At 48.2% G+C, this 23,878-nt stretch carries 14 protein-coding genes; 8 read left to right on the top strand and 6 right to left on the bottom strand.

What is annotated here, in order from left to right:
• Positions 1-8 precede the first annotated feature (8 nt).
• Both IXB28_RS15685 and IXB28_RS15680 read left to right on the top strand, forming a co-directional pair.
• Complete coding sequence (locus IXB28_RS15685; RefSeq protein ID WP_215619552.1) at positions 9-2,417, top strand: CHASE2 domain-containing protein; 2,409 nt, start codon at positions 9-11, stop codon at positions 2,415-2,417.
• Complete coding sequence (locus IXB28_RS15680; protein WP_215619551.1) at positions 2,414-3,211, top strand: DUF928 domain-containing protein; 798 nt, start codon at positions 2,414-2,416, stop codon at positions 3,209-3,211. Before IXB28_RS15685 ends, IXB28_RS15680 begins: the two co-directional genes overlap by 4 nt.
• Positions 3,212-3,294: 83 nt before the next feature.
• Here IXB28_RS15680 and IXB28_RS15675 read toward each other — a convergent pair whose 3' ends face one another.
• Positions 3,295-5,361: a hypothetical protein gene (locus tag IXB28_RS15675; RefSeq protein WP_215619550.1), complete on the bottom strand. Its 2,067-nt coding sequence runs from the start codon at positions 5,359-5,361 to the stop codon at positions 3,295-3,297.
• Positions 5,362-5,625: 264 nt separating this feature from the next.
• On the bottom strand, positions 5,626-6,858 hold the full coding sequence (locus IXB28_RS15670) for a molybdopterin molybdotransferase MoeA (RefSeq protein WP_215619549.1): 1,233 nt from the start codon (positions 6,856-6,858) through the stop codon (positions 5,626-5,628).
• A gap of 68 nt (positions 6,859-6,926) precedes the next feature.
• Between IXB28_RS15670 and IXB28_RS15665 the strand changes: the two genes are divergently transcribed.
• Positions 6,927-8,297 (top strand): aminopeptidase P family protein, encoded by a 1,371-nt coding sequence (locus IXB28_RS15665; protein WP_215619548.1) that lies wholly within the window; start codon positions 6,927-6,929, stop codon positions 8,295-8,297.
• A gap of 210 nt (positions 8,298-8,507) precedes the next feature.
• Entirely contained in the window at positions 8,508-8,831 is a 324-nt protein-coding gene (locus tag IXB28_RS15660) for a hypothetical protein (RefSeq protein ID WP_215619547.1), read from the top strand.
• 205 nt (positions 8,832-9,036) lie between these two features.
• Here IXB28_RS15660 and IXB28_RS15655 read toward each other — a convergent pair whose 3' ends face one another.
• Positions 9,037-10,005, bottom strand: coding sequence for a LysR family transcriptional regulator (locus tag IXB28_RS15655; protein WP_215619546.1), 969 nt, complete (start codon positions 10,003-10,005; stop codon positions 9,037-9,039).
• Between the two features lie 2,377 nt (positions 10,006-12,382).
• Between IXB28_RS15655 and IXB28_RS15650 the strand changes: the two genes are divergently transcribed.
• A complete protein-coding gene (locus IXB28_RS15650; protein WP_215619545.1) occupies positions 12,383-13,042 on the top strand; it encodes a DUF928 domain-containing protein in 660 nt (219 codons plus the stop codon).
• On the opposite strand, the gene IXB28_RS15645 is transcribed toward IXB28_RS15650, so the two are convergent.
• Positions 12,951-15,749 carry a CHASE2 domain-containing protein gene (locus tag IXB28_RS15645; protein WP_215619544.1) on the bottom strand — a complete coding sequence of 933 codons (2,799 nt, stop codon included), beginning with the start codon at positions 15,747-15,749 and terminating at the stop codon, positions 12,951-12,953. The genes IXB28_RS15650 and IXB28_RS15645 overlap by 92 nt on opposite strands.
• 1,254 nt (positions 15,750-17,003) lie before the next feature.
• Between IXB28_RS15645 and IXB28_RS15640 the strand changes: the two genes are divergently transcribed.
• Positions 17,004-17,246 carry a helix-turn-helix domain-containing protein gene (locus IXB28_RS15640; protein ID WP_215619543.1) on the top strand — a complete coding sequence of 81 codons (243 nt, stop codon included), beginning with the start codon at positions 17,004-17,006 and terminating at the stop codon, positions 17,244-17,246.
• A 566-nt stretch (positions 17,247-17,812) separates the two neighbouring features.
• Positions 17,813-18,718 (top strand): calcium-binding protein, encoded by a 906-nt coding sequence (locus IXB28_RS15635; RefSeq protein ID WP_215619542.1) that lies wholly within the window; start codon positions 17,813-17,815, stop codon positions 18,716-18,718.
• Between the two features lie 191 nt (positions 18,719-18,909).
• On the opposite strand, the gene IXB28_RS15630 is transcribed toward IXB28_RS15635, so the two are convergent.
• Positions 18,910-20,178: a hypothetical protein gene (locus IXB28_RS15630; protein ID WP_215619541.1), complete on the bottom strand. Its 1,269-nt coding sequence runs from the start codon at positions 20,176-20,178 to the stop codon at positions 18,910-18,912.
• Positions 20,179-20,841: 663 nt separating this feature from the next.
• Positions 20,842-22,188 carry an AAA-like domain-containing protein gene (locus IXB28_RS15625; RefSeq protein ID WP_215619540.1) on the bottom strand — a complete coding sequence of 449 codons (1,347 nt, stop codon included), beginning with the start codon at positions 22,186-22,188 and terminating at the stop codon, positions 20,842-20,844.
• 571 nt (positions 22,189-22,759) lie between these two features.
• On the opposite strand from IXB28_RS15625, the gene IXB28_RS15620 reads away from it, so the two are divergent.
• Positions 22,760-23,668, top strand: a complete 909-nt coding sequence (locus IXB28_RS15620; RefSeq protein WP_215619539.1) for a LysR family transcriptional regulator — start codon at positions 22,760-22,762, stop codon at positions 23,666-23,668.
• Positions 23,669-23,878 lie beyond the last annotated feature (210 nt).

Genomic DNA, 23,878 nt, shown 5'->3' with positions numbered 1-23,878 from the left:
GGCGATCGATGGATAAGCGAGTTACCTTAAAACTACATAATGGAACGTTAGCGACGGGCTTTTCGGTAAGCTTACAAATCGGGAATGAAGGCGAAGTTCCATCTACTGAACTTTTAGGTGCTTTGCCGGCTGCACCTGACTTGGATGATATGTATCAGAAATGGCAAACTAGCTATCGCCAGTTGGGTAGTGCTGCATTGCGGTTAGGCATTAGTCAGGATGGGTTTGCGAGTAATATCTCATATCTAGATGATTGTCACGACTTGGCGGAAGAGCTCCAGCATCGTTTTAATGAGTGGTTAAAGGCTAAGTCTTTTCGCCCTGTGCAAGAGAAGTTTTTAGAGCAGCTGAACCCACAGGATAAAGTGCAGTTAATTGTGCAGACCCAACAGATTAGGGTGCAGCGATTACCATGGCACCTATGGGATATCTGCGATCGCTACCCCAAATTAGAAATTTCCCTTAGTGCGCTGATTTACGAAAAACATCTGTCTAGCATCACCAAAAATCGAAAAAAAGTTAGAATTTTAGCCATCCTAGGGGATAGCCAGGGGCTAGATATCGATACAGATTTGGCCCTATTAAACCACCTATCCGAAGCCGATGTACATTGCCTGACTGAACCCGACCGACCAACCCTGGATCAATATCTTTGGGATGTCCAAGGGTGGGACCTTATCTTTTTTGCAGGCCATAGCTTTACTGAGGTCAGGCAAGACGACGATAATACAGAACAATTAGTTGGCCATTTTCAAATTAACCCAACCGAAACCATTACTGTTCCCAAGCTCAAAAATGCATTGCAAACCGCTGTGCAACGAGGGTTGCAAATCGCTATTTTTAACTCCTGTGACGGGCTAAGGCTAGCCCAATCCTTAGCCGATTTACAAATCCCCCACATTCTTGTGATGCAGGAAGTGGTGCCAGATCCGGTTGCCCATGTTTTCCTGAAAGCCTTTTTAGAAGCCTTTGCTCGGGGAGAATATTTTTCTCTAGCTGTGCGCGAAGCGCGCAAGAAATTACAAGGCCTAGAAAATGATTATCCCTGCGCTTCTTGGCTTCCTACCATTTACCAAAATCCGGCAAATAGGCCTCTTTTGTGGAGTGGTTTGTTACAAAAAAAAGTACCTCCACCGTCATTGCCACTGGGGTTGAGGTTACTCACCCATGCGGTAATGACGATCATGGTCATTGCCCTTCGCTACATGGGGATTTTCCAGGGATGGGAATTAAAAGCGTTTGATGGCTTCATCGGTCTGCGGGCCAAGGAACTCCCGGATGAGCGTTTGGTGGTGGTAACCATTACAGAAGAGGACATTCAAAATCAGCGCCATGAAAACCCTCGAGGATCTTTATCTGACCAGGCCTTACTGGATAGTTTAAAGCAGTTAGAACAGATGCAGCCTCGGGTAATTGGCCTGGATATTTATAGAGACTTTTCAGCGCCACCAGGGTTACCTGAGTTAGCTCAACAGCTGACCGAGAATGACAAGTTTATTGCCGTTTGTAAGAGTAGTGAGGCTGAAACCAACAATCCTGGCATTGCGCCACCGCCGGAAGTGCCGACCAATCGGATTGGCTTTAGTGACTCCATCGCCGATGCTGACGGTGTATTGCGACGACAGCTATTGGCGATAACGCCACAACCGACATCTCCTTGTTTAGCTACCTATAGCTTAGGTGCTCAATTGGCTTTGCATTATCTCTCCAAGGAAGGGATGACAATCCAGGCTTCCCCTGAAGGCTATTTACAAATTGAAGACGTTACCTTTAAGCCCATTGGGTCCAATGCGGGGGGCTACCGAGGCATCGAAGCCTGGGGGCACCAATTATTGCTAAACTATCGCAGTTTAGATAGTCCTAAACAAATTGCTAATCAGATTACATTGACACAATTAAGAACAGGAAACGTAAATCCAGAGGCAATTCGCGATCGCATCGTCCTAATTGGCACTACCGCCAACAGTTTTGGCGATTACTGGATGACGCCCTATAGCAAGAGCCCCCGGATAGAGCACCAAACCAAGGGGGTGTTTATGCAGGCCCAAATGACCAGTCACTTAATTAGCGCGGTTTTAGATGATCGTCCACTGCTAAAAACCTGGCCAGAATGGGGGGAGACCCTTTGGATTGTTGCCTGGGGATGTGGGGGGAGCTTACTCATTGAAGTGCTCTTATTTAGACGTAGGGATAAAGCAAAACACTTTTTCAACTATTGGGCCCTGATTTTAATGGGCACGGAATTAGGTCTTTTAGGTATGTGTGGGTTGCTATTGGTAAAGTCCTATTATTGGGTGCCTTGGGTGCCCGCAGCAATTTTACTGTTAGTCATTATGGCGAGTGTTCCTATTTCTGATTATCCGTCATTATCTCGTTTGTTGTTCCGTGAAAAAACTAACGTACAGGAGGCTTTATGAAACTATCTCCAGTCATCTTTGCCCTATGGAGCAGTGTGCTGTTATGCCCATGTCTATCACCATTGTCGGTTGCCCAAGCTCAACAGAGCACCATTGACACCCCCAGCTATAACTACAGCGCCCCCATTTTGGCTAGCTTAGGCTCCCCCCCTGGGCGACGGGGCTCGGCAACTCGCAATGAGACTCCCCCCGCTTGTGTCCCATCCACCCCATTAGACTTAACTGCGTTGGTGCCACGAACTCGAGAGCCTCTTGTTAGTGACACATTGGGGCAATTGAATAATAAAGACTATGAATCGGTGCTGAGCGTCACTACCCAGGAAAGCCCTAGGTTTTGGTTTTATGTGCCTAATTTTCCAGATTCTGTTTCCTTCGAATTTGTTCTACAGGATGACCAGGAAAATACCCTTTATGAAAGTACTCTAGCTACTAGCACTGAAGGGATCATACAGTTCACCTTGCCTGGGGATGTCCCTATACAGGTAAATAAATTATATACATGGTCCCTAGTTGCTAATTGTGACCCTGTAAATCCACCCTTTGTCTATGGCTCCATTGCTCGGGTGACCGTAGACCCAAGCGTAGATCTATCGCTAGCAGAGGCTACCCCCAAAGAGCAAGCCGCCATCTACGCTAGTAATGGTCTTTGGCAAGACGCCATCACTCTATTGGGGGAACTTTATCAAAGTGCGCCGAATGATCCAGATATTGCCAATGCTTGGACGAATCTTCTATCGTCAGTGAACCTGGCGGAGGTTGCTGAACAACCCATGCCTAACTGTTGCACCCAGTAGAAGGGATAGACCTCGGTCTAATCTTTTAAGTCTTTCTCTTACCAAGCGATCTGTAAGAGGAAGCGCCCATGGCAGCTCCTTGATTAATTCAGTAAGGGCTGTTCTTGGTCTTCCTGATCGGCTGGCTCGGCTTGTTCTTCCTGCGCCTCCGGGCTGGTCAGTTCTATGGTTTCCGGCACTTGCCGTTGGTCTACAACACGCTGCCAGTCTTGAATACGGTTTTGGGCATTGGAATAGGCGGTGGCCTGGGATGGAATCTGTTGTGCCAGGCTAATGGCACGTTGCAGGTTGTTATTGGACTCACTTTCCGCCAGGCTAAGCAGATCCCAACTCCATTGATTAATCCGGGTTAGGGCCGTTCTATGCTGACTACTGGTGGCGGGAATTTGATTGGCGGTGACAATGGCTCGGGCCAGATCGTTGGCGCCGCCAGAGCGGGCAATGTTGTTGGCTTCTAGCAAACGGGTCTGGTTTTGTTGCTGATCGCGCCAGCTATCTAAATCGTTTTTGGCTTCGCTATACAGGGCGCGTTCGGGGGAAATGCGGGAGGCTGCCGCGATCGCAGCGCCTAAATCCCCAGTGGTGGCCAACCGGCGTGCTTCATCCAGCAAGGGCCGATCCTCAATTGCTTCGAGCTTCTTCTGCCAGCGATCAATGCGCGTTTCCGCCTGCGGTGACAACGCCCGACCGGAACGAATCCGCCGCGCTTCCCGGATGGCCAGCTTTAGGGACTGGGGGGTGCCCACCCCAGCCAGCTGATCCGCCTTATTCAAAATCGGCAAATCTTCCGTCGTTTCCACCCGTTCTTCCCACTGGTTAATTTGGGTAGACACCTCATCCCAACGGGGGTTTTTTCGGCTCACCTGGCGGGCCTGAATAATGGCAGAGCGCAGATCGTTAACATTGCCAGGGGCCGCAATTTGCCGTGCCCGATCCAGCTGGGCCAGGGCCTTAATTTCAGCCCGCCACTGCCCCATTAACTCCTGGGCACGGCCATAGAGGGGCCGATCGGGGCCCATGCTTTGGAGGCGGGTGATGGCAGAATCCAACCCCAAGGCATCGCCGCTCCAGGCGCGGCGATAGGCATCGGTAAACACCTGGAAATCCGCAATTTCTTCATCTAGACCTTCATTGCGGGGGATGGCGGCCAAAAATTCTTCGGCCTGGGGCACCTGCCGCCGAGCGAGAAATCGTTCGGCCTCCCGCAGCATATCCTTGGCAATGGAGGCTTTTAGTTCCTTAGCATCGCCGTGTAGTACGCTCTCGGTACTAATGGAGTTAATCAGCTTAAGGGCTTCTTTAAAGCTTTTGATCGAGCCTGCATTGACTAGCCGTTTCACCTTGCCCAGCTTGCGGCTGTCTTCACGGGCCATGCCAATCAGCTTGGTGAGCTCGGCATACTTGGTTTTCGACCAGTGGTCATTGCTGACGTCCAACAGCCGCACCGACAGGCCAAAGGCATCCTTAAAGTTGCCCTCCACTAGCTTGGTCTGGGCCTGTTCAAAAATTTCTGAGGCGTCTCCCCATATCCGCTGCCAGCGGCGAACGGTGCTCTCTACTTTATCGGCTGCTGCGGTGTGGGTGGGGATTTTGTTGGCGGTTGCGATCGCAGCTTCCAAATCCCCCTCATGAAACTTATTGTCGGCTAGATCCAAAATTTCACTGGACCAACGTTCTACCTTCGCATTAATTTCAGCCCGCAGGGGATGATCGTCCGGCAGCTTTTCCACCAGGGAAATAGCCTCTAGCAAAAAGTCAACGTTGCCCTGGTCCGCATAGGACTCTGCACATTGCAAACGCATGGCGGCCGAGGCCGTCGGCCAGAAAATAGCCCGACAGTTGGGCACACTCGACATGCGCAGCAAACTCGACATCGCCAGGGACACCGTCCCCGTCAGCAGCACCAGGGTGGTCAGCAACAAAAACTGCCAGCTACCGATCCACCGCAGCAGCGCCACACCGCCCAGCTTGCTCGACTCAGGCATGGGTGCCTCTGTAGGCATGGGTGCCTCTGTGTCTGGGGCAGCCGTGTCGCCAGCCGCCACCCCCGCATAGGACGGTTCTGGCCTGCCCCTCCCATCCGTGGGGGACTGACGGCGGGGCACACGGACAGGTTTAGAGTGACGATTAAAGGGACGTTTGGGGGTCATAAACGTATCAGCCAGAGGAAAATGAATGCTGAATATGGCGTTACTTTAGCGCACTGAATCAGCACTGCATACAGCCATTTAGCTAAAAATAGCCATTGCTGATGGCGGGGATGAAACGAGCTGCGAAACCAGCCAATGGCTAGCTATGACAGATAAAATCATCCTAAAGTTCAGCAACAGCCAAAACGTTATTGGCTGTTTGGGCTACGAAAGAAATCATCGCCCATGGTAACCCGCTCTCTCAATTTCGTCTCTACTGACACCCTAACTATTGAATACCTGCCCCACCACCAATGCCCGGATCTGGCTCCCAGCCGAGATTGTGGTTTCTCCCAGGGGTACCTGGGCTAACCCATTGGTGCGAGTTAGGTTGACCAAATTGCCAGAACTGTGGCCACCGGCCGCCAGTGTAAAGCGATAACCATCATTACCGAGGCACAACCGGCCCCACAGGAAGGTTTCTCGTTTGCCCCCGGCCCTCAGGTCGCTGTCGGTGGTGGCGCTGACAAAGGTGGGGGCCCAGCCACTGGCCAGCCCCGAGAGCTTGCGTAGGGCCGGTTGCACAAACCGCCAAAAGCTCACCAGCGAAGAAACCGGATTCCCCGGTAAACCAAAATAGAGCTGGCGTTGCTCCTCAGCATCAAAGGTGGCCACCGTCAGCGGCTTACCCGGTTTTACCGCCACCGCACGAATATGGATCGTGGCCCCCAGTTCCGCCAGAATCTGATCCACATAGTCGTAGTCCCCCACCGATACACCGCCGGAGGAAATCACCATATCTGCCTGGGCTAGGGCCTCGGCAATGGCCTCGCGGGTGGCGGCTTTTTGGTCGGGCACAATGCCCAGGGGCACGGGGATGGCCCCCGTCTGGGCAATCAGGGCCGCCAGGGCATAGCGGTTAGAATCGACAATTTGCCCTGGCCCCAGGGGTTGATCCACCGTCACCAGCTCATCCCCTGTGGACAGGATGGCCACCCGAGGACGCCGACGGACCGGCACCATCTCACATTGGGCCGCTGCCAACACGGCAACTTCAGCCGCACCGACACAAACTCCCGGCGTTAGCAGCTCTGCCCCAGCCTGGTAAAAACTTCCCCGCTTACGCACAAAGGCCTGGGCCTTGGGAGATTCTAAAACGGTGACCTGGACTCCCTGGCGCTGGGTATTTTCCTGCATCACAATCGTGTCTGCCCCGGCCGGTAGCATGCTGCCGGTGAAGATGCGGGCGGTTTCGCCGGGTTGCAGGGTTTTCTGGGGCACCTGCCCGGCGGGAATTTCTTCGATTACCGTCAGCTGGGCTGGCACCGTGGCCACATCCCCATGGCGCACGGCGTAGCCATCCATGGCGGAATTATCCCAATGGGGAAAATCTAGCTGGCTGCGGATGGTATCCCCCAGTACCCGGCCGAGGCAGTCCCCCACGGGCACCATCTCGGTTTCATCCAGGGGGGTAACCAAGTCTAATATGAGTTTTTCCGCGTCACTGGCAGGCACCATAGTCTGAATTGGGGTTAAATTCAAGGAATCATACGTTATTCTCGGCCATATTCCCATGGTCGCCCGCCATGCCCCTTGCCCCAACGCTTAAACAACGTCGCCAGCGCCTGGCTAGCCACTTCAATGCCCCGGCACTGCTATGGTCCGGGTGCGCCACCCCGCGCAATTTTCCGGCCAATACCCATCCCTTTCGCCCCAGTAGCCATTTTTTATACTTTGCCGGGTTACCCCTGGAAAATGCGGTGATTCGCCTGGCGGATGGGGAGCTGGCCTTGTTTATGGATGAGGCCACACCGGCCCAGGCCCTATGGCACGGCCCCAGCCCCAGCCGCGAAGAGCTGGCGGATAAAATGGGGGCGGAACAGGCATTTCCGTTAAAGGAGCTGGAACGGTTTGTTGGTGATGCGGTGGCCACCCTGAAGGTGCAGGACAGTGCCACCGCCGCCCACCAGGAACAGCTGTTGGGGCGGTCTCTGCCGGTGGCGAAACGGGCTGAACACCAGGATTTGCAGCTGCTGCAGGCGATTGTGCAACTGCGATCGCGCCACGATCACTACGCCCTCGAAGAAATGCGCCGGGCGGCGGCGGTGTCGGTATCGGCCCACAAAGCGGGCATGGCGGCCACCCAACCCGGCCTGACCGAGGCCCAGGTGCGGGCGGCCATGGAACAGGTGATTATGGCCCAGGGGATGACCTGCGCCTATAACAGCATTGTGACGGTGCATGGGGAAGTGCTGCACAACAACCACTATCACCATGGATTAGGAGAGAATGATTTAATTTTGGCGGATGTGGGGGCGGAAACGGAGACGGGCTGGGCAGCGGACATTACCCGCACCTGGCCGGTGAGTGGCCAGTTCTCGTCCACCCAGCGAGAGATTTATGACATTGTTCTCGCCGCCCACGATGCCTGTATTGCAGCGGCTAAGCCGGGGGTGGAGTACCGGCACCTGCATTTGTTGGCTAGTCGTGTCCTGGCGGCGGGCCTGGTGGATTTAGGCATTTTGGTGGGTCAGCCGGATGATTTGGTGGCCCAAGATGCCCATGCGCTGTTCTTTCCCCATGGGGTGGGGCACCTGTTGGGGCTGGATGTGCACGATATGGAGGATCTGGGGGACTTGGCGGGCTATGCCCCTGGCCGCAGCCGCAGCGATCGCTTTGGGTTGGGATTCTTGCGGTTGGATCGGCCTCTGCAGGCGGGCATGGTGGTGACCATTGAGCCCGGATTTTACCAGGTGCCGGGGATTTTGCAGGATAAGGGAAATTGCGATCTCTACAAAAATCTTGTCAATTGGGACCGGCTGGCCCAGTTTGCCGATGTGCGGGGCATCCGCATTGAAGACGACGTGCTGATTACAGACAGTGGCTGCGATGTGCTAACGGCGGAGTTACCCACCGAAGCTGACGACATTGAAACCATGGTCCCTGAGCCAGAATAAGTTGGGACTTTGCAGCTCTCTCCTGAGCTCAGACTATAAACGGGAGCAGAATATTAACATTCCCAACGTTGAATCTGCCCATTACTTTGATGAAGCCGAATCTGCAAATTGTTGGATTAAACAGGTTCATTAGTCAGCAATTTATCCCTAGATACCTCCAAACTAGCCCCATACACTTGGAGGTAAGATTCACTAGTGGAGTGACAGCCCATGTCTTCCGTTCTCTTTAAAGGCAATAAAACGCTACAAAATCATACTTTAAAGACATTCATCTTGAGTGCAGTGGCACTCCTGGCTGGAGGATGGTTGTTAACCCAGCTCCCCCCAATTTTACCCTGGACAAACACAACTGCCGGAGCAGCATTCTTCCCCTGGCTCTTCAAAGTTTGCTGTATAGCCGCTGGCGTTACTGTTGTCATTGCCGCTGTCCAGGCATTTTTCTCCTATGTGCGTGAAGAATTTGATCTGGGTCCAACGCCAATCTGTACCTTTTTTATGATTGGGGTCATCCTGGCACTGTTAAACACGTTCTAACGGCTAGATGTTGTTTTAATTAAGCCAATGGCTACTGCCAATTGCCCACCACCACAAATGACAACCAAAAATAGGGGTGATTAAAATCTTCGCTTAGTTAGAGTAAGCCGGTGGCGATCTCCATGTTTCCCGCATTCCCTATTGCCATTTCGTCATTGGCGCTGGCATAAATATCCTCCCCTGGCCCTGGCCGTTCAGCGGTACTTCAAACAGATAGGCTTACCGGCTCACTGATTCGATTTAAGCGCATGTCGGGCATCTGTTGTTTAATCAAATCGATAAATGTGGTCAAATCTGGATTGGTATTGTTGCGATGCCATACCGCCGCTAGGGAAATGATTTCTATGTTTTGTTCTAACGGAAGATGAACAATATCGTTGCGGGGGCAGCTGGCAATGGTGGATGCGGGCAATAGCGATATGCCTAGCCCCGCCGCCACAAAGCTCATAATCAGATGGCGGTCTGAGGCCGTTTGCACCACCGGGGGCTGAAATTGCGATAGCTGCAGGCTGTAGCGCATATTTAGGGTGACGATATCAGCATAGTCCTTATGCATAACAAACGGTTCATCGGCTAAGTCGTAAAACGACAGTTGCGATTTAATGGCCAAGGGGTGATGGCTCGGCAAGATAACCACCAAAGGCTCATATTTGAGCACATGTATAATCAAATCCCCTGGTACCCGCTGGGGCGCCATAAACCCAATGTCCATCTGGTGAGCCTGGATTGCTTTGCATTGCTCCCCATGGGCCATCTCTTGGATGATCGCATTCTTGCCCAGATTTTTAGTTAAGGAGACGGCGCGATCGCAGGCCGGTACAGCACTATCAATGGCAATCTTAAGTTCTCCCTGATTACCGTTGGCAATACGTTTTGCCAATTGAACACTATGTTCAAACTGTTGCAAAAGCCCACTTGCATGTTCCGCGAAAACTTTACCGGCAGCCGTTAGCTTGATCTGGGGGCGCGTACGTTCAAACAACTTAATGCCAAGGTTTGCCTCCAATCGACTGATCTGACGACTGAGGGGTGGCTGGGAAATGCCTAATCGCTTGGCCGCTCGGCTAAAGCTCATTTCCTCTGCAACAATTAAAAATGTTTGTAAGTGCCGTAGATCTAGGGACACCCGCGCAGAAGATTCAGGAAACATAAAATAGCTGTTTGTTAAAGTCACTCTCTTAGAAATATCCTATGCCCACTCACTTAAAGTTGCTGTATGAAAATGTGTCATGCTGTCGGCCACAGTGTATGGGGGTTAACTATACTCTGTAATATGGCCTGCCACATCAGATAACCATGGGCTTCAACCCTTTATGGGTAATACGTTCCAGATAGTTTATCCAGAAGATTCACGAAAAATCAGATAACTTGTGTTACGAACACGCCTTATTAATCTAGGCATGGAAAAAGATTTCGACATCTGCCATCCGTCACCTCTATGGTCTCCCTAAAGCCATAAAAATTGACCATGACTAAAGTCATGGGACAAATTACAGCGACTGTTTTTCTGGGTGATTTGCCTAGGCTAATTTTTTGAACCTTTTTTTCTTTATTCCATGGCTTCAATTTGTTTGGTAGCTTGGTGGTGGCCCTTCGCCACGACTAAAGCTTGCTCTGGGTCAGTCATAGCTTGACCCAAACTAGGGACGTTGTTCTTGTACATTGTGACGATCGACAAAACATTCTGACGATTAATTTCAAGGGAGTTAGGGCTTTTTGAAAATTAAAATCATCGCCTTGTTCCTTGAAAACATGGCTGCACAAGCCTTTTCGGATTAAACCGTGAAGTAATTTCTTAACGACCCGTTAGGGCTTGTTAAAAATTAAAATCATGGCCTTGTTCCTTCAAAACATGGCTGCACAAGCCTTTTCGGATTAAACCGTGAAGTAATTTCTTAACGACCTGTAGGGCTTGTTAATCCAGCAAATATCGTTCTGAAAGTAGCAAAAAAACTATCACCATCCCTACCAAATAGACAGTCATCACCTCTACGGCTCCCCTGACAGGGCTTAGGATGGACGTTTGTTGACCGTTTCGATTAGTTATGACCATAATACAGCTAAAGAACTAAATCCCTCTTGATGGTAGCTAACAACATTGAGGCCTGACATGGGGCTAAGGACCTATTTGGCAGCACAACGTCTGCTGTTAGAAGATGAAGGATTTATGTAAGATTTCAGGCTACATCAAGCCCATTGGAGTTATCTTCAGGATTAGCAGCACTCAAAGTTTGAGCCGTTAAAAGCTATGGGGGATTCAACATTGGCTTGGATGGTAAGCGCTGGGATTGTTTTTTGCGATCTTAGCCATACCTAAAAAGGCATGCAGATATCCATTTGCGATCTCAGCCCAAAATCTCAAGGGCTTTCAGCTAAGGGCTGGTTAAAAATTAAAATCATGGCCTTTTTGGGTTAAATCATGACTTAATAAGCCTTTCAGGCTTACCCCATGAATTAATTTCTTAACAGCTCCTAAGCTTGCTGATCAGGCTTTATAGCCATTTTTGCATAGGATTTTAGGCATTCATTTTGGATGTTTCTTCGCATTGGGAGGACTTTTGAAGGGATGTGGGGAAAACCGCCCCAGAGCAAACCCTGCGCAAAACCATCCAAACAGCCCTAGGATTTCCTACTAACTGATGGGAAGGCTTTTGTATATTCAGGCTTTCAAAATAATCAAGTCTCGATTCTTGAATGAACATTTGTCTAAACTCCAGCATCAAGCTTACCGCTATGTAAATCGACGTCACCGTAGCGATGGTATAAATCGATATTGCGATGAATACCCAGTCATTTGACGTCATCATTGTTGTTATTGTCTGCTGTGCCATGACTACCCTGACTAAAGGACCTATGGTTATGACTATTAACCATGCAAACAATATCTAAGTATCCATACATCTTGCTGTATGAATTTGTGTGCTTTCCTCGAAGAGTATGTATGTTAATCCAAGGGGCATAGGGCCACTATGGACAGCAAACAAGCAACCGTAGATTGGAAGTGCTCAGCCCACGGTTGTCTGTATCACGATTGTCCAAACAACTTTGGTTGAAGGGTGCTGACAATAATGATGAAAACTTTAAACCCCTTTGATTGGAGGGCATTGGCAATAATGAAAACTTTAAACCCTTTGATTGAAGGGCACTGACAATAATAAAAACTTTAAACCCTTTGATTGGAGGGCATTGGCAATAATGAAAACTTTAAACCCCTTTACCAATATGCCAACGTTATATAGGCCAAGAAATCATATAATAAAAGTATTGTTTGTTTCTGTATAAAAATGTGTGATCCCGCGTTGAGTTTTGTGTGATTAAAACACACATGCCCTGATCCATGTGTGAGTTCAGCAACGTAGAAATTGGCGAAGTCTCTTCAAATAAGACCTGGTTTCATTGGTTGCTGGTGGTTGGTGTCGTAGCTTTCTTGTTTACCGTTGCTGATTTGGGGAATAAAAAGATCTTGAACGTGGCCGCATAGGCTGGATTTACCAGATAAAGTCATTCTGAGGATCGGCAACATCCTTTTTAAAATCTCAATATCGTTAACTGTGTACTACCTTCTTCAGAAAAAAGCACCCTTACGTCGATGTCTTGCCAGTGGCATGGTGGCCCTGGGCTCTCTATTGGGCATGGCAACTGGCGCATCAGCCTCCACGCCTGACCTGTTAGACCAGTGGCTAACGGAATTTAAGCCACCGGATATTGGTCGCCCTGAAACAGCGGGTAATGGCAGCTCCCGTCGTCCCCTCAGTTGTTCTCCTGACGAAGCCGTAATCGCACCTTTACTCCCCGCCGATCGCTTTGGCCTTACCTTAAAAGATCATCCCCAGATCTTTGTTGATATGCCAGCAACATCTGCAAAACAAGTTTTTTTAACATTTCGTGGTGAGTCGCCAGAGGACTATCGCCAAGCCATGGTGCCAATTTCCCCCCAAACCGGATGGGTTGGGTTTGGCTTACCCGACGATGCTCCGGCCCTAACGCCTGGCGTCACCTACGAATGGTCCTTAACCCTGGTGTGCGGTAATTTTATGACCCTAAACGATCCGATATTAACCGGTTGGGTGCACCGTACAGAATTGGAAACCAGCCAGTCTGTTGTCCATACCCCCGAAGCTATGGCTCAGTGGTTGAGCGAGAATGGTTACTGGTATGACCTGGTGGATTTAGTTGTTGATCGCGCCCATTATTCTCGTGCCGTGAGGTAAAAGAACTGAGGATTTCGTGTTCGTAGGTATTAATCAGAGTTTGGGTTTCTGTATTTTCTGCCTGCTTTAGATATGCGATCGCAATTTTTCCCACCGCCGGTTTTTCTTGGGCAACCGTTACCAAGTCGGCCATCACCTGGCGCAAAATGCGCCGATCTAGCTGACGGGCCGTCACCACCGGAATGGCAACTACGCCCATAATGTAGCCTAGGGCCGGGGGCACCACCGCCACCCACCAGCCCCACAGGAAGGCACCATAGGTCACCGCCACCAGCCCCCCCACTGAAATTGTTGTTAGGGCTAACACAATACCTGGTTGATGCTGCCACCGGGCGGCGACCAAGGCTCCCCCGGTGGCCCACAACAAAATCCACAGCCAATCCCACTGCCGTCGGTATGTGCGAATCAGGGGACGACCGTCGAGGGCCGCACTGAGCACCATGGTAATGGTGTGGGCATGAACCGTAACCCCCGGCATGTAGCCATTGTCGGTTTGGGTGTAGGGGGTGAGTAACAGATCATTGACGGTGGACGCACTGGAGCCCACAAGTACGATGCGATCGCGAATCGTATCTGGATCGACCTGGTCAGTCAACACATCGGTAATAGACACCGTAGGTAAGTTGCCGGCATAATTCAACAGAACTTGATATCCCCCCATTTCAGCCCTGGTATAGCCCCCATGGTTGCGGATCAGGGGTTTGATCACCGTTCGCCCCAGTTGCTGATAGCTGGGGTTTTCTGGCAACGCAACAGAATTGATTCCGTCAGCCGCCAAATAGGCCAAACTGAGTTTGAGGGGAAAGCTAAAGATAACGTCACTGCCATCATCCGCCGCTGTCACCCCATCGGCGCTCATGCTTAATAGGGCGCGGCGGACGGTGCCATCATTATCTAACGTCTGATCGGCAAACCCTAGGCGCTCGCTACCTTGTAGGACCGGTGGCCCAGCAATGGGGGTGCCCATAACTTTTTCAATAGCCATCAGATTGGGGAGCTGTTCCAAGGTGGCGAGCAGGTCACCGTGGCCAGGTTCCACCGGCAGGTCGCGATACATATCCAATCCAATCAGGCGGGGGCCATAGCTGTCGATTGTTTTCAACGCTTTGGCCAAGATGGCATCGGGGATCGGAAACTGACCAATGGTTTGGATATCTGGTTCATCAATGGTCACCACCACCACCCTCGGTTCAATGGTTTCAGTGGGTCGCCAACGAAAATAGCGATCTAACATCGCTAGCTCTAGGTTTTGTAATCCGCCGAATATGCGCACGGCTCCCACCAGTGCCGTCGCTCCCATGGCGGCCCCCGCAATCCACCCCGCCATGTTGCGCGGCCGCGTCGCGTGCTTTCTTGCCTGCCGTCGGCTGTGGGCCAAGACTTGGGTGGCTTCGGTGGCGGCAGCCAGGGCAAATTCTGCCCGTTCTCGCTCCTCTATTTCCTGGGCCAGGGTGGCTTCCACCTGGTTTTTTTCTGCCGCCTGGCTGGCTGCTAAAAAGCGATAGTCGGCATCGCTCAGTTGTTTGGTGTCAGCCCAGGCTAGGGCGGCTTGTAGCTCCAACCCTTTAAGCAAATGTTCCTGGGTCTGCCCCCCCGCGGCCAGCCATTGTTCAAAGGTGGGGCCATAGGGGCGCAGGGCGTCTAACTGTTGAGCCACCCAGCGCTGATCAAAGACCGCTTGGTAAATGGGGTTGGCAATGGCCAAACGCCCCTGGGCATCGATGACTAACCCCGACAACCGCAGCACCAGTTGGGGTTCGCTGTCGTCGGTGGCAATGTCTTCCCCTTGGAGCAGTTGTTGATAGATCCCCAGCACACGACCGGCCAATACGGGGTTATATAAGATGCGATCGCGAATAGTTCCTAAATGTTCAGGCTGATCCTGGGCTTCCCAATTGTCAATAATATGTTTTTGCACCAACAAATCAACGGTGATCGCCTCCCCCAGATTTGCCGCAGATCGCCCCACCAGCTGACACAGCTTCTGAGTCAAAAAAGGTTGCCCCCCGGTCCAAGCCAAAATATGGTGAACCGTTTCATCAGGGTTATTCACCAATGTCTGTAGGCCCTGCACCAGAGGGCAACAATCCTCCCGTTGCAGTCCATGTAACGTAACCGCACGACCAACATTAAACGGCGTAGTCACCGGATCCTTAATCAAATCCCCAGGCACCGCCACACCCACCAAAGCAATCGTCAATCGCTTGTACGCTGGGTTATCGGCACGGTTGTTGTAGCAGGCTCGCAGCAGCGCAAAAAAGTCATCCGTCACAAACCCTAGCTGCAGCAGCACATCGATTTCATCCATAAACAGAACAATCGGTGCTTCAATATGCCCCAGCAGTTCGTCGTCTAAAAATTCCGCCAGTCGCTGCACAGGAGACAGGCATTGGCGTTCCTGCCACCAAGCCCGAAACTGGGTGGGCAGTCGAAAGGTGCGAATCAGTCGCCGCACCAAACTGGCATACCACTGATCTTGACTAATTTCATGGGTACCTAGCATGGTCATATCCAACAGACCGCAGCGGATACCTGCCTGCTGGAGACGAGCCATGGTGCGCACTCGCAAGCTCGATTTCCCCATCTGTCGAGCCGTTAAAATATAGCAAAATTGTCGCTGAATCAAAGCATTGTAGAGTTCATCATCGGCAGCACGACAGACATAACTCTGGGCATCGGAAGATAAGCTCCCACCAACTTGATACATGGACTGAAATACCTAATTGACGGCACTTAGACATACCCATATTTTACCCATCAAAAACAACAGATAGGCCCTCACACGTAATTAGTCATGTACGGGCTTCGACCTACAAACCATTCGACTAGGCAATCCACTAAGGCGTCTGCATGAAAATAATCTACCTCTTTGAGACATGTTCGAGGTGTGTTGTCCCCCTTCGTAAGGGGGACTTACAGGGGGTTATCGACAGTTAGCGCTATCGGTCCAGACCCCTCCGCCTACGGCACCTCCCCTTCTTAAGGGGAGGAGGTCCTACGACATATTCTGTGATTAGGAATTTATTTATGTGCATTCCCCTAAGGACAGCGAAACCCTTTAAATCCATAGTTTTCACAGCTAGTCACAGAAGCCTGAGCGGAGTCGTATAGCCCGAGCAGCATGGGCAAGCCTAACGGGCAACGTCTCCCTCGGGGTTAGTCCGGCAAAATTGGAATTTATTTAATCGCCATTCCTAATCTTAGGAGCCGTTAAGCAACGACTCCACGGTTTAATCCCAAAAGGCTTGTTAAGCCATGATTTCAAGAAAAAGACCCTGCTTTTAATTTTAACCAGCCCTTAGTTTTACCAATGCTTGGACCAATTTAATTTGGTATATTCAGACCAATTGCATAGAGAGCCTTATGTTAACTATCCGCGAGGGCACTGCCCCAAAGGGTAAGCATTACCAACCTTTTACTACAATCAACACAAAAAGACTTTGCAAAGAAAACTAGGCAGCAGAGACTTTTCTTTAAGCCCATGAGAAGATTTCACCAAAACCGACAGGAATGTCCATAAAGACTTATTGGGCACCACCTTACTTTACCCCCATGGGCATAGTGCTCCCCCCTGTTATACCCTGAATAACATTAGACAACCTCCCGTCAGTATGCCACGATAGAAAACACATGGGGGACAACCTTGATCGTTCTTAGAATATTCCCAAAACATCCCCTAAGGAAATCCCATCGTACTGGCAACAATATTTTCAAGGGTAGCCTTTGATAACTGTTTAAAGAGATTACCTAAAACTATTTCTAATAGACATTATTTATTGAAAAATGGCCAGATGCGATCGACATAGAAAGTACCTAGGAAAATTGGGACGTAAACGATCACCACGAGCATAACAAGGTTGCCTTGACCCTCTGCGACCTTGTTATTTCCATTGATGAAGAATCACAGCTAAGAGCATCAATAAATAACGCCCATATTGTTTTTCGAGAATTTTAAATCGCTATGACAAAAGCAGGAGAAGCCTTGAAACATGTAATGGCCCAGTATGCCATTACCCAAACGCACCTAGCAGAGACCATGGGAATAGACTGTTCAACAGTCAATCAATGGGTGGATGAAAGTCAAGACCCATGGGCAGACTCCGTACCAGAAATTTTAGCTGCCCTAGAAACATTAAACCTCACAGCCGCCTATGTCTTTTTGAGCATGTATCTACAGCCCTCTAAAACAACGCAGGATGCTTGATACAATAGCAACTCCGATAGCTGCATTCCGAGAAAGTCGTATGTCAATATTTAATTAGATATTTAATATCTGCAAAGATAATTTATTCACCGAATGAAAGCATTGAAGAGTTTTTTCAATGCTTTTTATTGTGGAATATTTTATATTGTTCCCGAAATTACCAACCACTGAAAACTCTTTGGGAGATTTTTGAAAACGGTTTATATTTACCTATTAATCATATTGAAATCTTTATTAATTATAAGCCCTCAGCCCTAGGAACATATTTTTTATCGTTTTTTTAGTTTGTTGTGCATACAAAAAACTTAGGGTAACCATACATTTTCCTACAGAAAAGAACATGCGCTACGCTCTATATTTTTGTTGTTAGTCAAAACTACTCTGTATTGACTAAGGCTATCTAAGGGGGACTTTTTCTGGCATAGGCCTAAATTGCTCTAGCTAGATTCCTTAGATGTTGTCGTATTACATCTTTTTTCTTTTAGAGCTTTGTCATGCAATGGCCTGCCTATTGCACATCGCTATGTGCTGCAAACAATTTAACTCAATGTTACTTTAAATAAGCAATGTCTGATAATCAAACGATTAAAGGTACTAACGGTAACGACAGTTTAAAAGGTCGAAGTGGAAATGATACATTATTTGGAAAACGTGGTGACGACAGTCTTTTTGGGGGGAAAGGCCGTGATTATCTTGACGGAGGCAAAGGGAACGACACTTTAAACGGTGGTCGGGGTGCTGATACGCTTATCGGTAGCAAGGGCAATGATATTTTTCAAGGCGGTAAAGGCCTAGATACAGCCGATTACAGTGACCTGGGCCAAAAAATCACGCTAAAGGCTGCTGGCATTGTTCAAAAAGGCTCCATCGGCACGGATCAGATCTTTGGTGTTGAAACTATTATTGGCGCTGCTGGGCTTAACAACACAATTGATGGTTCTACGAGTATCAGTGGTGTTACGTCTTTTTATGTTGATCTTTCCAACAAGAGTCTGACTGTACGAAATGTTCCCGGTTTAGGTGAACTAAATTTTAATGTCAAAAATTTTGTAGATGTCATTGGTACTGATAATGGCGATCACCTTATCGGTAATAACAAAGCTAACTACCTGGAAGGTGGTGCTGGACATGACTGCCTTGTGGGGGGCGGTGGTCGAGATACCTTGATTGGTGTTAATCGGTCTGATTCTCATCCTGGGGCCTATGAAACCGATCATTTGATTGGTGGTCGTGGTAGAGACACATTTGTTTTAGGGGAATCTGGAAAGGTCTTCTACTCTATTTCCGGTGAATATGATTTTGCTGAAATTGCTGATTTCAAGAGTGGTGTCGATACGATTCAGCTCACCGGTGGCATTAGTGATTATTACTACAATGATGAGAAAACAGAGCTTTACACTAGCAATACCCATGATTTAGTAGCGCGCTTTACAGGAGGGGCATTTAATGTGACTGACTTTACCTTTGCGTAAAAACAGACCGTAGACAACATTCCATATCAAGCTAACTAATTTAGAGGAAAGCTAGCTTAGGGAGGCAATCTTACAGACTGCCTCCCTAGATTCGTAGGATTGCTTACCCAGAATCAGGCAGCCTTATCGCACTACTTTCGAGACAGTGTTTGATACTCATTGAGTACTATTAAAAACAATCAGCAATTGCATTAGCTGAGAACATTCACTACCTTAGCTGCATTGTAAGTCTTACCGCCAATAGAATATTGTTCAACATCGTTAATCGTTTGGGTCCAACTATCGCTATTACCTAACTTATCCTGGGTGCCGGTGATTTGAATACTATTTTCTCCCAATAGTTCAATGGACATGGTGTCACTATCAAAAAAGTTGAGCTTGATCAAATCAGTACCCTTCCCGCCAGAAATAGTTGCTTCGCCAATGCCAGTGTTAAAAATATCCTTGCCCTTCCCACCGGTAATCAAAGCGTCGTCCAAGTCCAAGTTGACCCCACGAATATAAAGACGGTCGTCACCACTACCGCCTGACACTCTGGAGTTGTTCACCCCCACTGCTATTGTTTGCGATGCGTCTCTTGTAACCTCAATGGAAATGGAGTCATTACCGGCTCCACCATATACTTTGGAGCCACCATAGACACCTATAAAACGCTCTCGAATTCCTGGAACAGATCCTCCAGATGGGGCAGTTAGACGATCAACAGAAACCTTAATGTTGATCGTATCGTCATTGTCTCCACCATTGACAGTTGACCCATTACCAATGCCAACAGCTATCGTCCTAACTCCTGACTGAACTTCGTCTGTTGCTACTTCAGGGTCGAGATTTACCACGGTAGAAATGTTTATAACATCGCTACCTTCGCCACCTAATATAGTGCCTTGATCTACACCATAAGCAGATAATTCGCTCAACCTATAGCTGTTCCCTCTCAGGGACTTACCTAGAACCTTTGTGTTGATGTTAACAGTATCATCTCCTTTACCAGCGTCTAGGGTACTATTGGCTACACCAGAGGCTTTCACATTAGGGAAATAGACAAACCCAAGGTTGGTAGAAAATGCTTTAATGTCAACAATATCCCGACCCGACCCCATATCAATCGAAGACTCCGAAAGCCCAATTGCGTTGGATCTATTTATCGATGCCACTTTACTGGCTATGGAGAGATTATCTCTTCCCTTACCCATTTTAATGTCAGCCGATTGCATGCCAATGCCAATGGAACCGACACTCAGTGATGGCCCCGAATATGTATCGAAATCTACGGTGAAATTGGTGACTGCTTTAATGAAATCATTGCCACCACGACTTCTGATGGTGAGATCATCAGCTGCAATGCCTGTAAAAAAATCTCCATCGAAACCACTGATATCTAACTGACTAATGTTTTTGATTTTCCCCATATAGGAATCTTTTTTACCAGTGCCTTGAAAGTTTCCTGTTAGTTCAACCATTATTTAACGTTCTCCGAAATGTACTTACTTGTTAAATCAATTCCGAGCTGAATGATATAGTTTGTGCCATGGTAATTACTGTATGAAAATGTATGAGTTCTATTGTTGTCTGTAAGTTGTCCTAACCTTTTCATTAATTTTCAAAAGTGAACTCAGGAGCTGAAGGTTCTATGAATTGAGAGTTCCGGCTTGCTTAATGTTCACCTATTAGACTTCTGTCATGCAAATCAGGTATATGTAATACCGAAGACTATATTGATTTAACTCGACACTTTATATATTGATGCAACATTTTAGTAATCGTTTAGGGTGCCAAGCAACAATATCTATAGGGGAGACTCTTCCATTTGAGCTAACTTAAATTTTGCATAAGGTCAGTCCCCATTCAAATACCATAGGAGACTCTCTTTAGACTTAAATTGGCAACATGAAAAGCCTTGGGCCTAAATAGATATTGAGCGGCATTCAGTTATAGACAGCATTAAAATGCTGCCAATGTAGCAAGTCTATTAGACTAAGAGTTGAGGTAAGGGCTTGTCAAAAATTAAAATCGTGGCCCTGTGCATTTAAATCAGGACTTAACAGGCTTTTCAGGCTTAAACCGTAAAGTAGTTCCTTAACAGCTCCTAAGTTAAACAACTCGTATATGCATTTACATCTATTCTATGTGTTTTTTTTACTTAACATGACTTGAAAGTATTGACGATAGAGATTACATATAACTGTTATTTTGTTGTCCTGAATGTCGATCAGTCCCATGCCAGAGAGCTTTAAACGAGTGACGGGTGTAAATAAGGAAATGTCGTTCTCAATAATCAACTGAGTCATTGCCGCTAATAGTTTTGGGCAGCTTTGTATTGCCCAAAACTTCTTCTCAAGATGATTACTATATATGCCTGCAGTACTTAGGGCTGTTTCAACAATCTCATCCATAGAAAGAGATTGTTTTTTTGCATGGTATAGCGTTATCCGAATTAGATAAGGATGCCCTCCTACCAGGTTCATCAGCTTTTCGATATCGTTAATTGTCCAATTAAGCTGATGGCGTTGCACCAAATCCTGCACTTGTTCAAGGGTGAATGGTGGCAACTTAATAGGCAAGCCTACATTAAAGGGAGATTGGTGAATGTCTAAAGGAATATAAACTTCAGTTGAATAGACCGTAACCAAACGTAGCTGTTGCCAAATTTCACTTTCAGGACCACCGTATCGGGCACTTTCATACCAGGCTCGCAACATGCCAAATAGCTCGGTTGCAATGGTCGGGTAGTTAAAAACAGCATCAATGTTATCTAATGCCAACACTAAGGGGCGAGATAACTCTGGTAGCAGATAGGCTTCAAAATATTCAGTGCAGTTCGAGCGACTGCCACATACGGGTTCCCAATAGTCGTCTAAACGGTTAGGCAAGCGCAGAGCCCTACCAACAATCACGCAAAACCAGCGCAAGAAATCGCTATTTTGATTTAAAACATCTGTGCTAGCCAGCTCTAAATTCAGGGTGACCGTGGCATAGTCTTGCTGTCTGGCAAAATCTAGAATCCGAGCCATCAAGGATGTTTTACCCATTTGCTTCGGGGCTCGAATCCGAATCAGTGCCCCAGGCTTAGTAACGCTTTCATTGCAAATAGATTCTAGGTCTCCCCGCACAATATAGGCCTTAGAACCCAGGGGAACCTGCCCTTGGGGAAATTCTAAGGCGTCGGGGGGATGACTGCTGACAGCAGTTAGGTGCTGTTGCACAACAGAACGAAAATTGGATTTTGTAACTTTGATATCTAAAGATTGGGATAGCGCTTGCCAAAGCTGAGCCCCCACTGCGCGTACATAGTTATCTTCATAACCAGTAACTGTGGCAATTTCTTGATAAGTAACGCCGATCCAGCAATGCTCAATCAGTTGCTTTTGGATCGTTGTGAGCTGATGGGGGTCTAAAAGCTTTTGAACCTGATTCAGGGCCGCTGTAGGTATGCTTTCTAAAGGAGCTTGAGAATCATCACGTACACGCACTTCACGCAATCAAATCACAACTTAAGGACAATCATACAAACTGATTGACTAGACATATAGGTTTGTACGGATGTTTCCGTACAATCACTGTAGCCTTAAGCCACTCAATGGTGGTCCATTGGGAAGCATTAGTAGGGCTGCTCTAAGCTAGTTTTGTCTGGGTCCATAGATGTTGCTCGTAGCTATTATCCTTTCAAGTTAAGGCTTTCTGCCATTCAGCATAGCTAGGTAGACGAGCGCATCGTTACTAATTGGCCATGGCCATCCAATGGGCTGATGTCTTCTTTTTAAGCACAGCTATGTCCCCCTTGGTTATTAGGATGCCCTTAAGATTCACCAAAATATACTTAGGCTTGGCAGCTATGAATAATTTTCGACATGGCTACGGACTGCTTTGAAACCGTAAAATCACACAATAGTGACCAAGGATCATACATATAAGCGGCTTTAAACATACAGTTCCATACAGGTATTTCTGGTAGCTCAGAATATGATCGCAAGTATACCGCTGGGGGTATTTTCAGGACCTGTAAAGATCTCTAGCAACGCGCTTGTGGTTATTTTTGGCAACATGAAATCTTCTCAGTTTTTACAGGATACTTCGTTAAGTTTTAGAAATCTCCAGACATTTTTGATTATTGCCGAGGAGATGAGCTTTAGTCAGGCGGCTGAACGCTTGGGTATCGCCCAACCTCCCCTGAGCCGACAGGTGCAGCGTTTGGAGTCTCAATTGAATGTGAAGTTGTTTGAGCGTACTCGTCCTAGGATTCGGCTGACGGATGCGGGGCAGATTTTTGCAGAAACTGCAAAGAGCATTTTGCAGCAAATGGAAAATAGTATGCAGGCTGTGCAGCTGGTTGAACAAGGGTTGGTGGGGCACTTATCCATTGGTATTGATAGCGCCGCTCCAGCGTGCGATCGCGCCGTTCAGTTAATTAGCTCATACCAAAGACAATACACAGATATTGAGTTCAAAATCCACGAACTGAGCGGTTCTCAACAGTTAACAGCATTAAGGCTAGGCCACATCGACATGGGGTTTCTTGTTCCCCCCACAATCCCCAAAGACATCAAGGCCCAGACCCTAGTAGAAGAATCCCTGGTGATCGCGTTACCCGCAGAACACCCCCTCGCCGCCCAACCACAAATTACCCTGGCCGACATTTCCCAAAGCCCACTGGTAATGAACGACCATCATTCTCAAATTCTCATGGCCCATGGGCAATATGCTGACCTTCAAAGTCAAATTAAACAGACTATTTCAGATAGTCGTTTGTTAATGAGCCTAGTCGCATCCGGGTTAGGCCTATCAGTTGTGCCTATTTCCATTAGCCACAGCCATTCCCGACCCGACATTGCGTTTCGCCCCATTGTGCCCAACATCCAGGTTGTCTCATTAGCCGCCGTGTGGCATCAATATCCCAAGTCAACAATCGCTCCATTTATTGACTTTCTAAGCGCCGGTTCTCGTCAGCTATAGGCAAGTTGATCCAGGCTTTGGGGCCGCCAAGGTAGGGGGAAAATGCGATATATCAATATTTTTTGAACTCTAGTCGGCCTCTGAGTTTTAGTATGACAAAATTTATAATATACCGAACAGATGGGATAAGTCTTTAAAGAAGAGAGGAATAATCTGGTTTAAATTACTGATAACTGAGTCTGTAGAATCACTCAGCCATCAAAATCCCAG

It is taken from the genome of Leptothoe kymatousa TAU-MAC 1615 (assembly GCF_018739865.1).
In the GTDB taxonomy this organism is placed as follows: Bacteria; Cyanobacteriota; Cyanobacteriia; order Phormidesmidales; family Phormidesmidaceae; genus Leptothoe; species Leptothoe kymatousa.
This window is presented reverse-complemented; position numbering and strand designations above follow the sequence as displayed.

Bases quoted from the DNA above. Each gene is read 5' to 3' on its own strand.
- IXB28_RS15660 (WP_215619547.1), top strand. From the start codon at position 8,508: ATGTCTTCCGTTCTCTTTAAAGGCAATAAAACGCTACAAAATCATACT.
- IXB28_RS15645 (WP_215619544.1), bottom strand. From the start codon at position 15,749: ATGTATCAAGTTGGTGGGAGCTTATCTTCCGATGCCCAGAGTTATGTC.
- IXB28_RS15630 (WP_215619541.1), bottom strand. From the start codon at position 20,178: ATGGTTGAACTAACAGGAAACTTTCAAGGCACTGGTAAAAAAGATTCC.
- IXB28_RS15620 (WP_215619539.1), top strand. From the start codon at position 22,760: ATGAAATCTTCTCAGTTTTTACAGGATACTTCGTTAAGTTTTAGAAAT.
- IXB28_RS15685 (WP_215619552.1), top strand. From the start codon at position 9: ATGGATAAGCGAGTTACCTTAAAACTACATAATGGAACGTTAGCGACG.
- IXB28_RS15675 (WP_215619550.1), bottom strand. From the start codon at position 5,361: ATGACCCCCAAACGTCCCTTTAATCGTCACTCTAAACCTGTCCGTGTG.
- IXB28_RS15670 (WP_215619549.1), bottom strand. From the start codon at position 6,858: ATGGTGCCTGCCAGTGACGCGGAAAAACTCATATTAGACTTGGTTACC.
- IXB28_RS15635 (WP_215619542.1), top strand. From the start codon at position 17,813: ATGTCTGATAATCAAACGATTAAAGGTACTAACGGTAACGACAGTTTA.
- IXB28_RS15680 (WP_215619551.1), top strand. From the start codon at position 2,414: ATGAAACTATCTCCAGTCATCTTTGCCCTATGGAGCAGTGTGCTGTTA.
- IXB28_RS15640 (WP_215619543.1), top strand. From the start codon at position 17,004: ATGACAAAAGCAGGAGAAGCCTTGAAACATGTAATGGCCCAGTATGCC.
- IXB28_RS15665 (WP_215619548.1), top strand. From the start codon at position 6,927: ATGCCCCTTGCCCCAACGCTTAAACAACGTCGCCAGCGCCTGGCTAGC.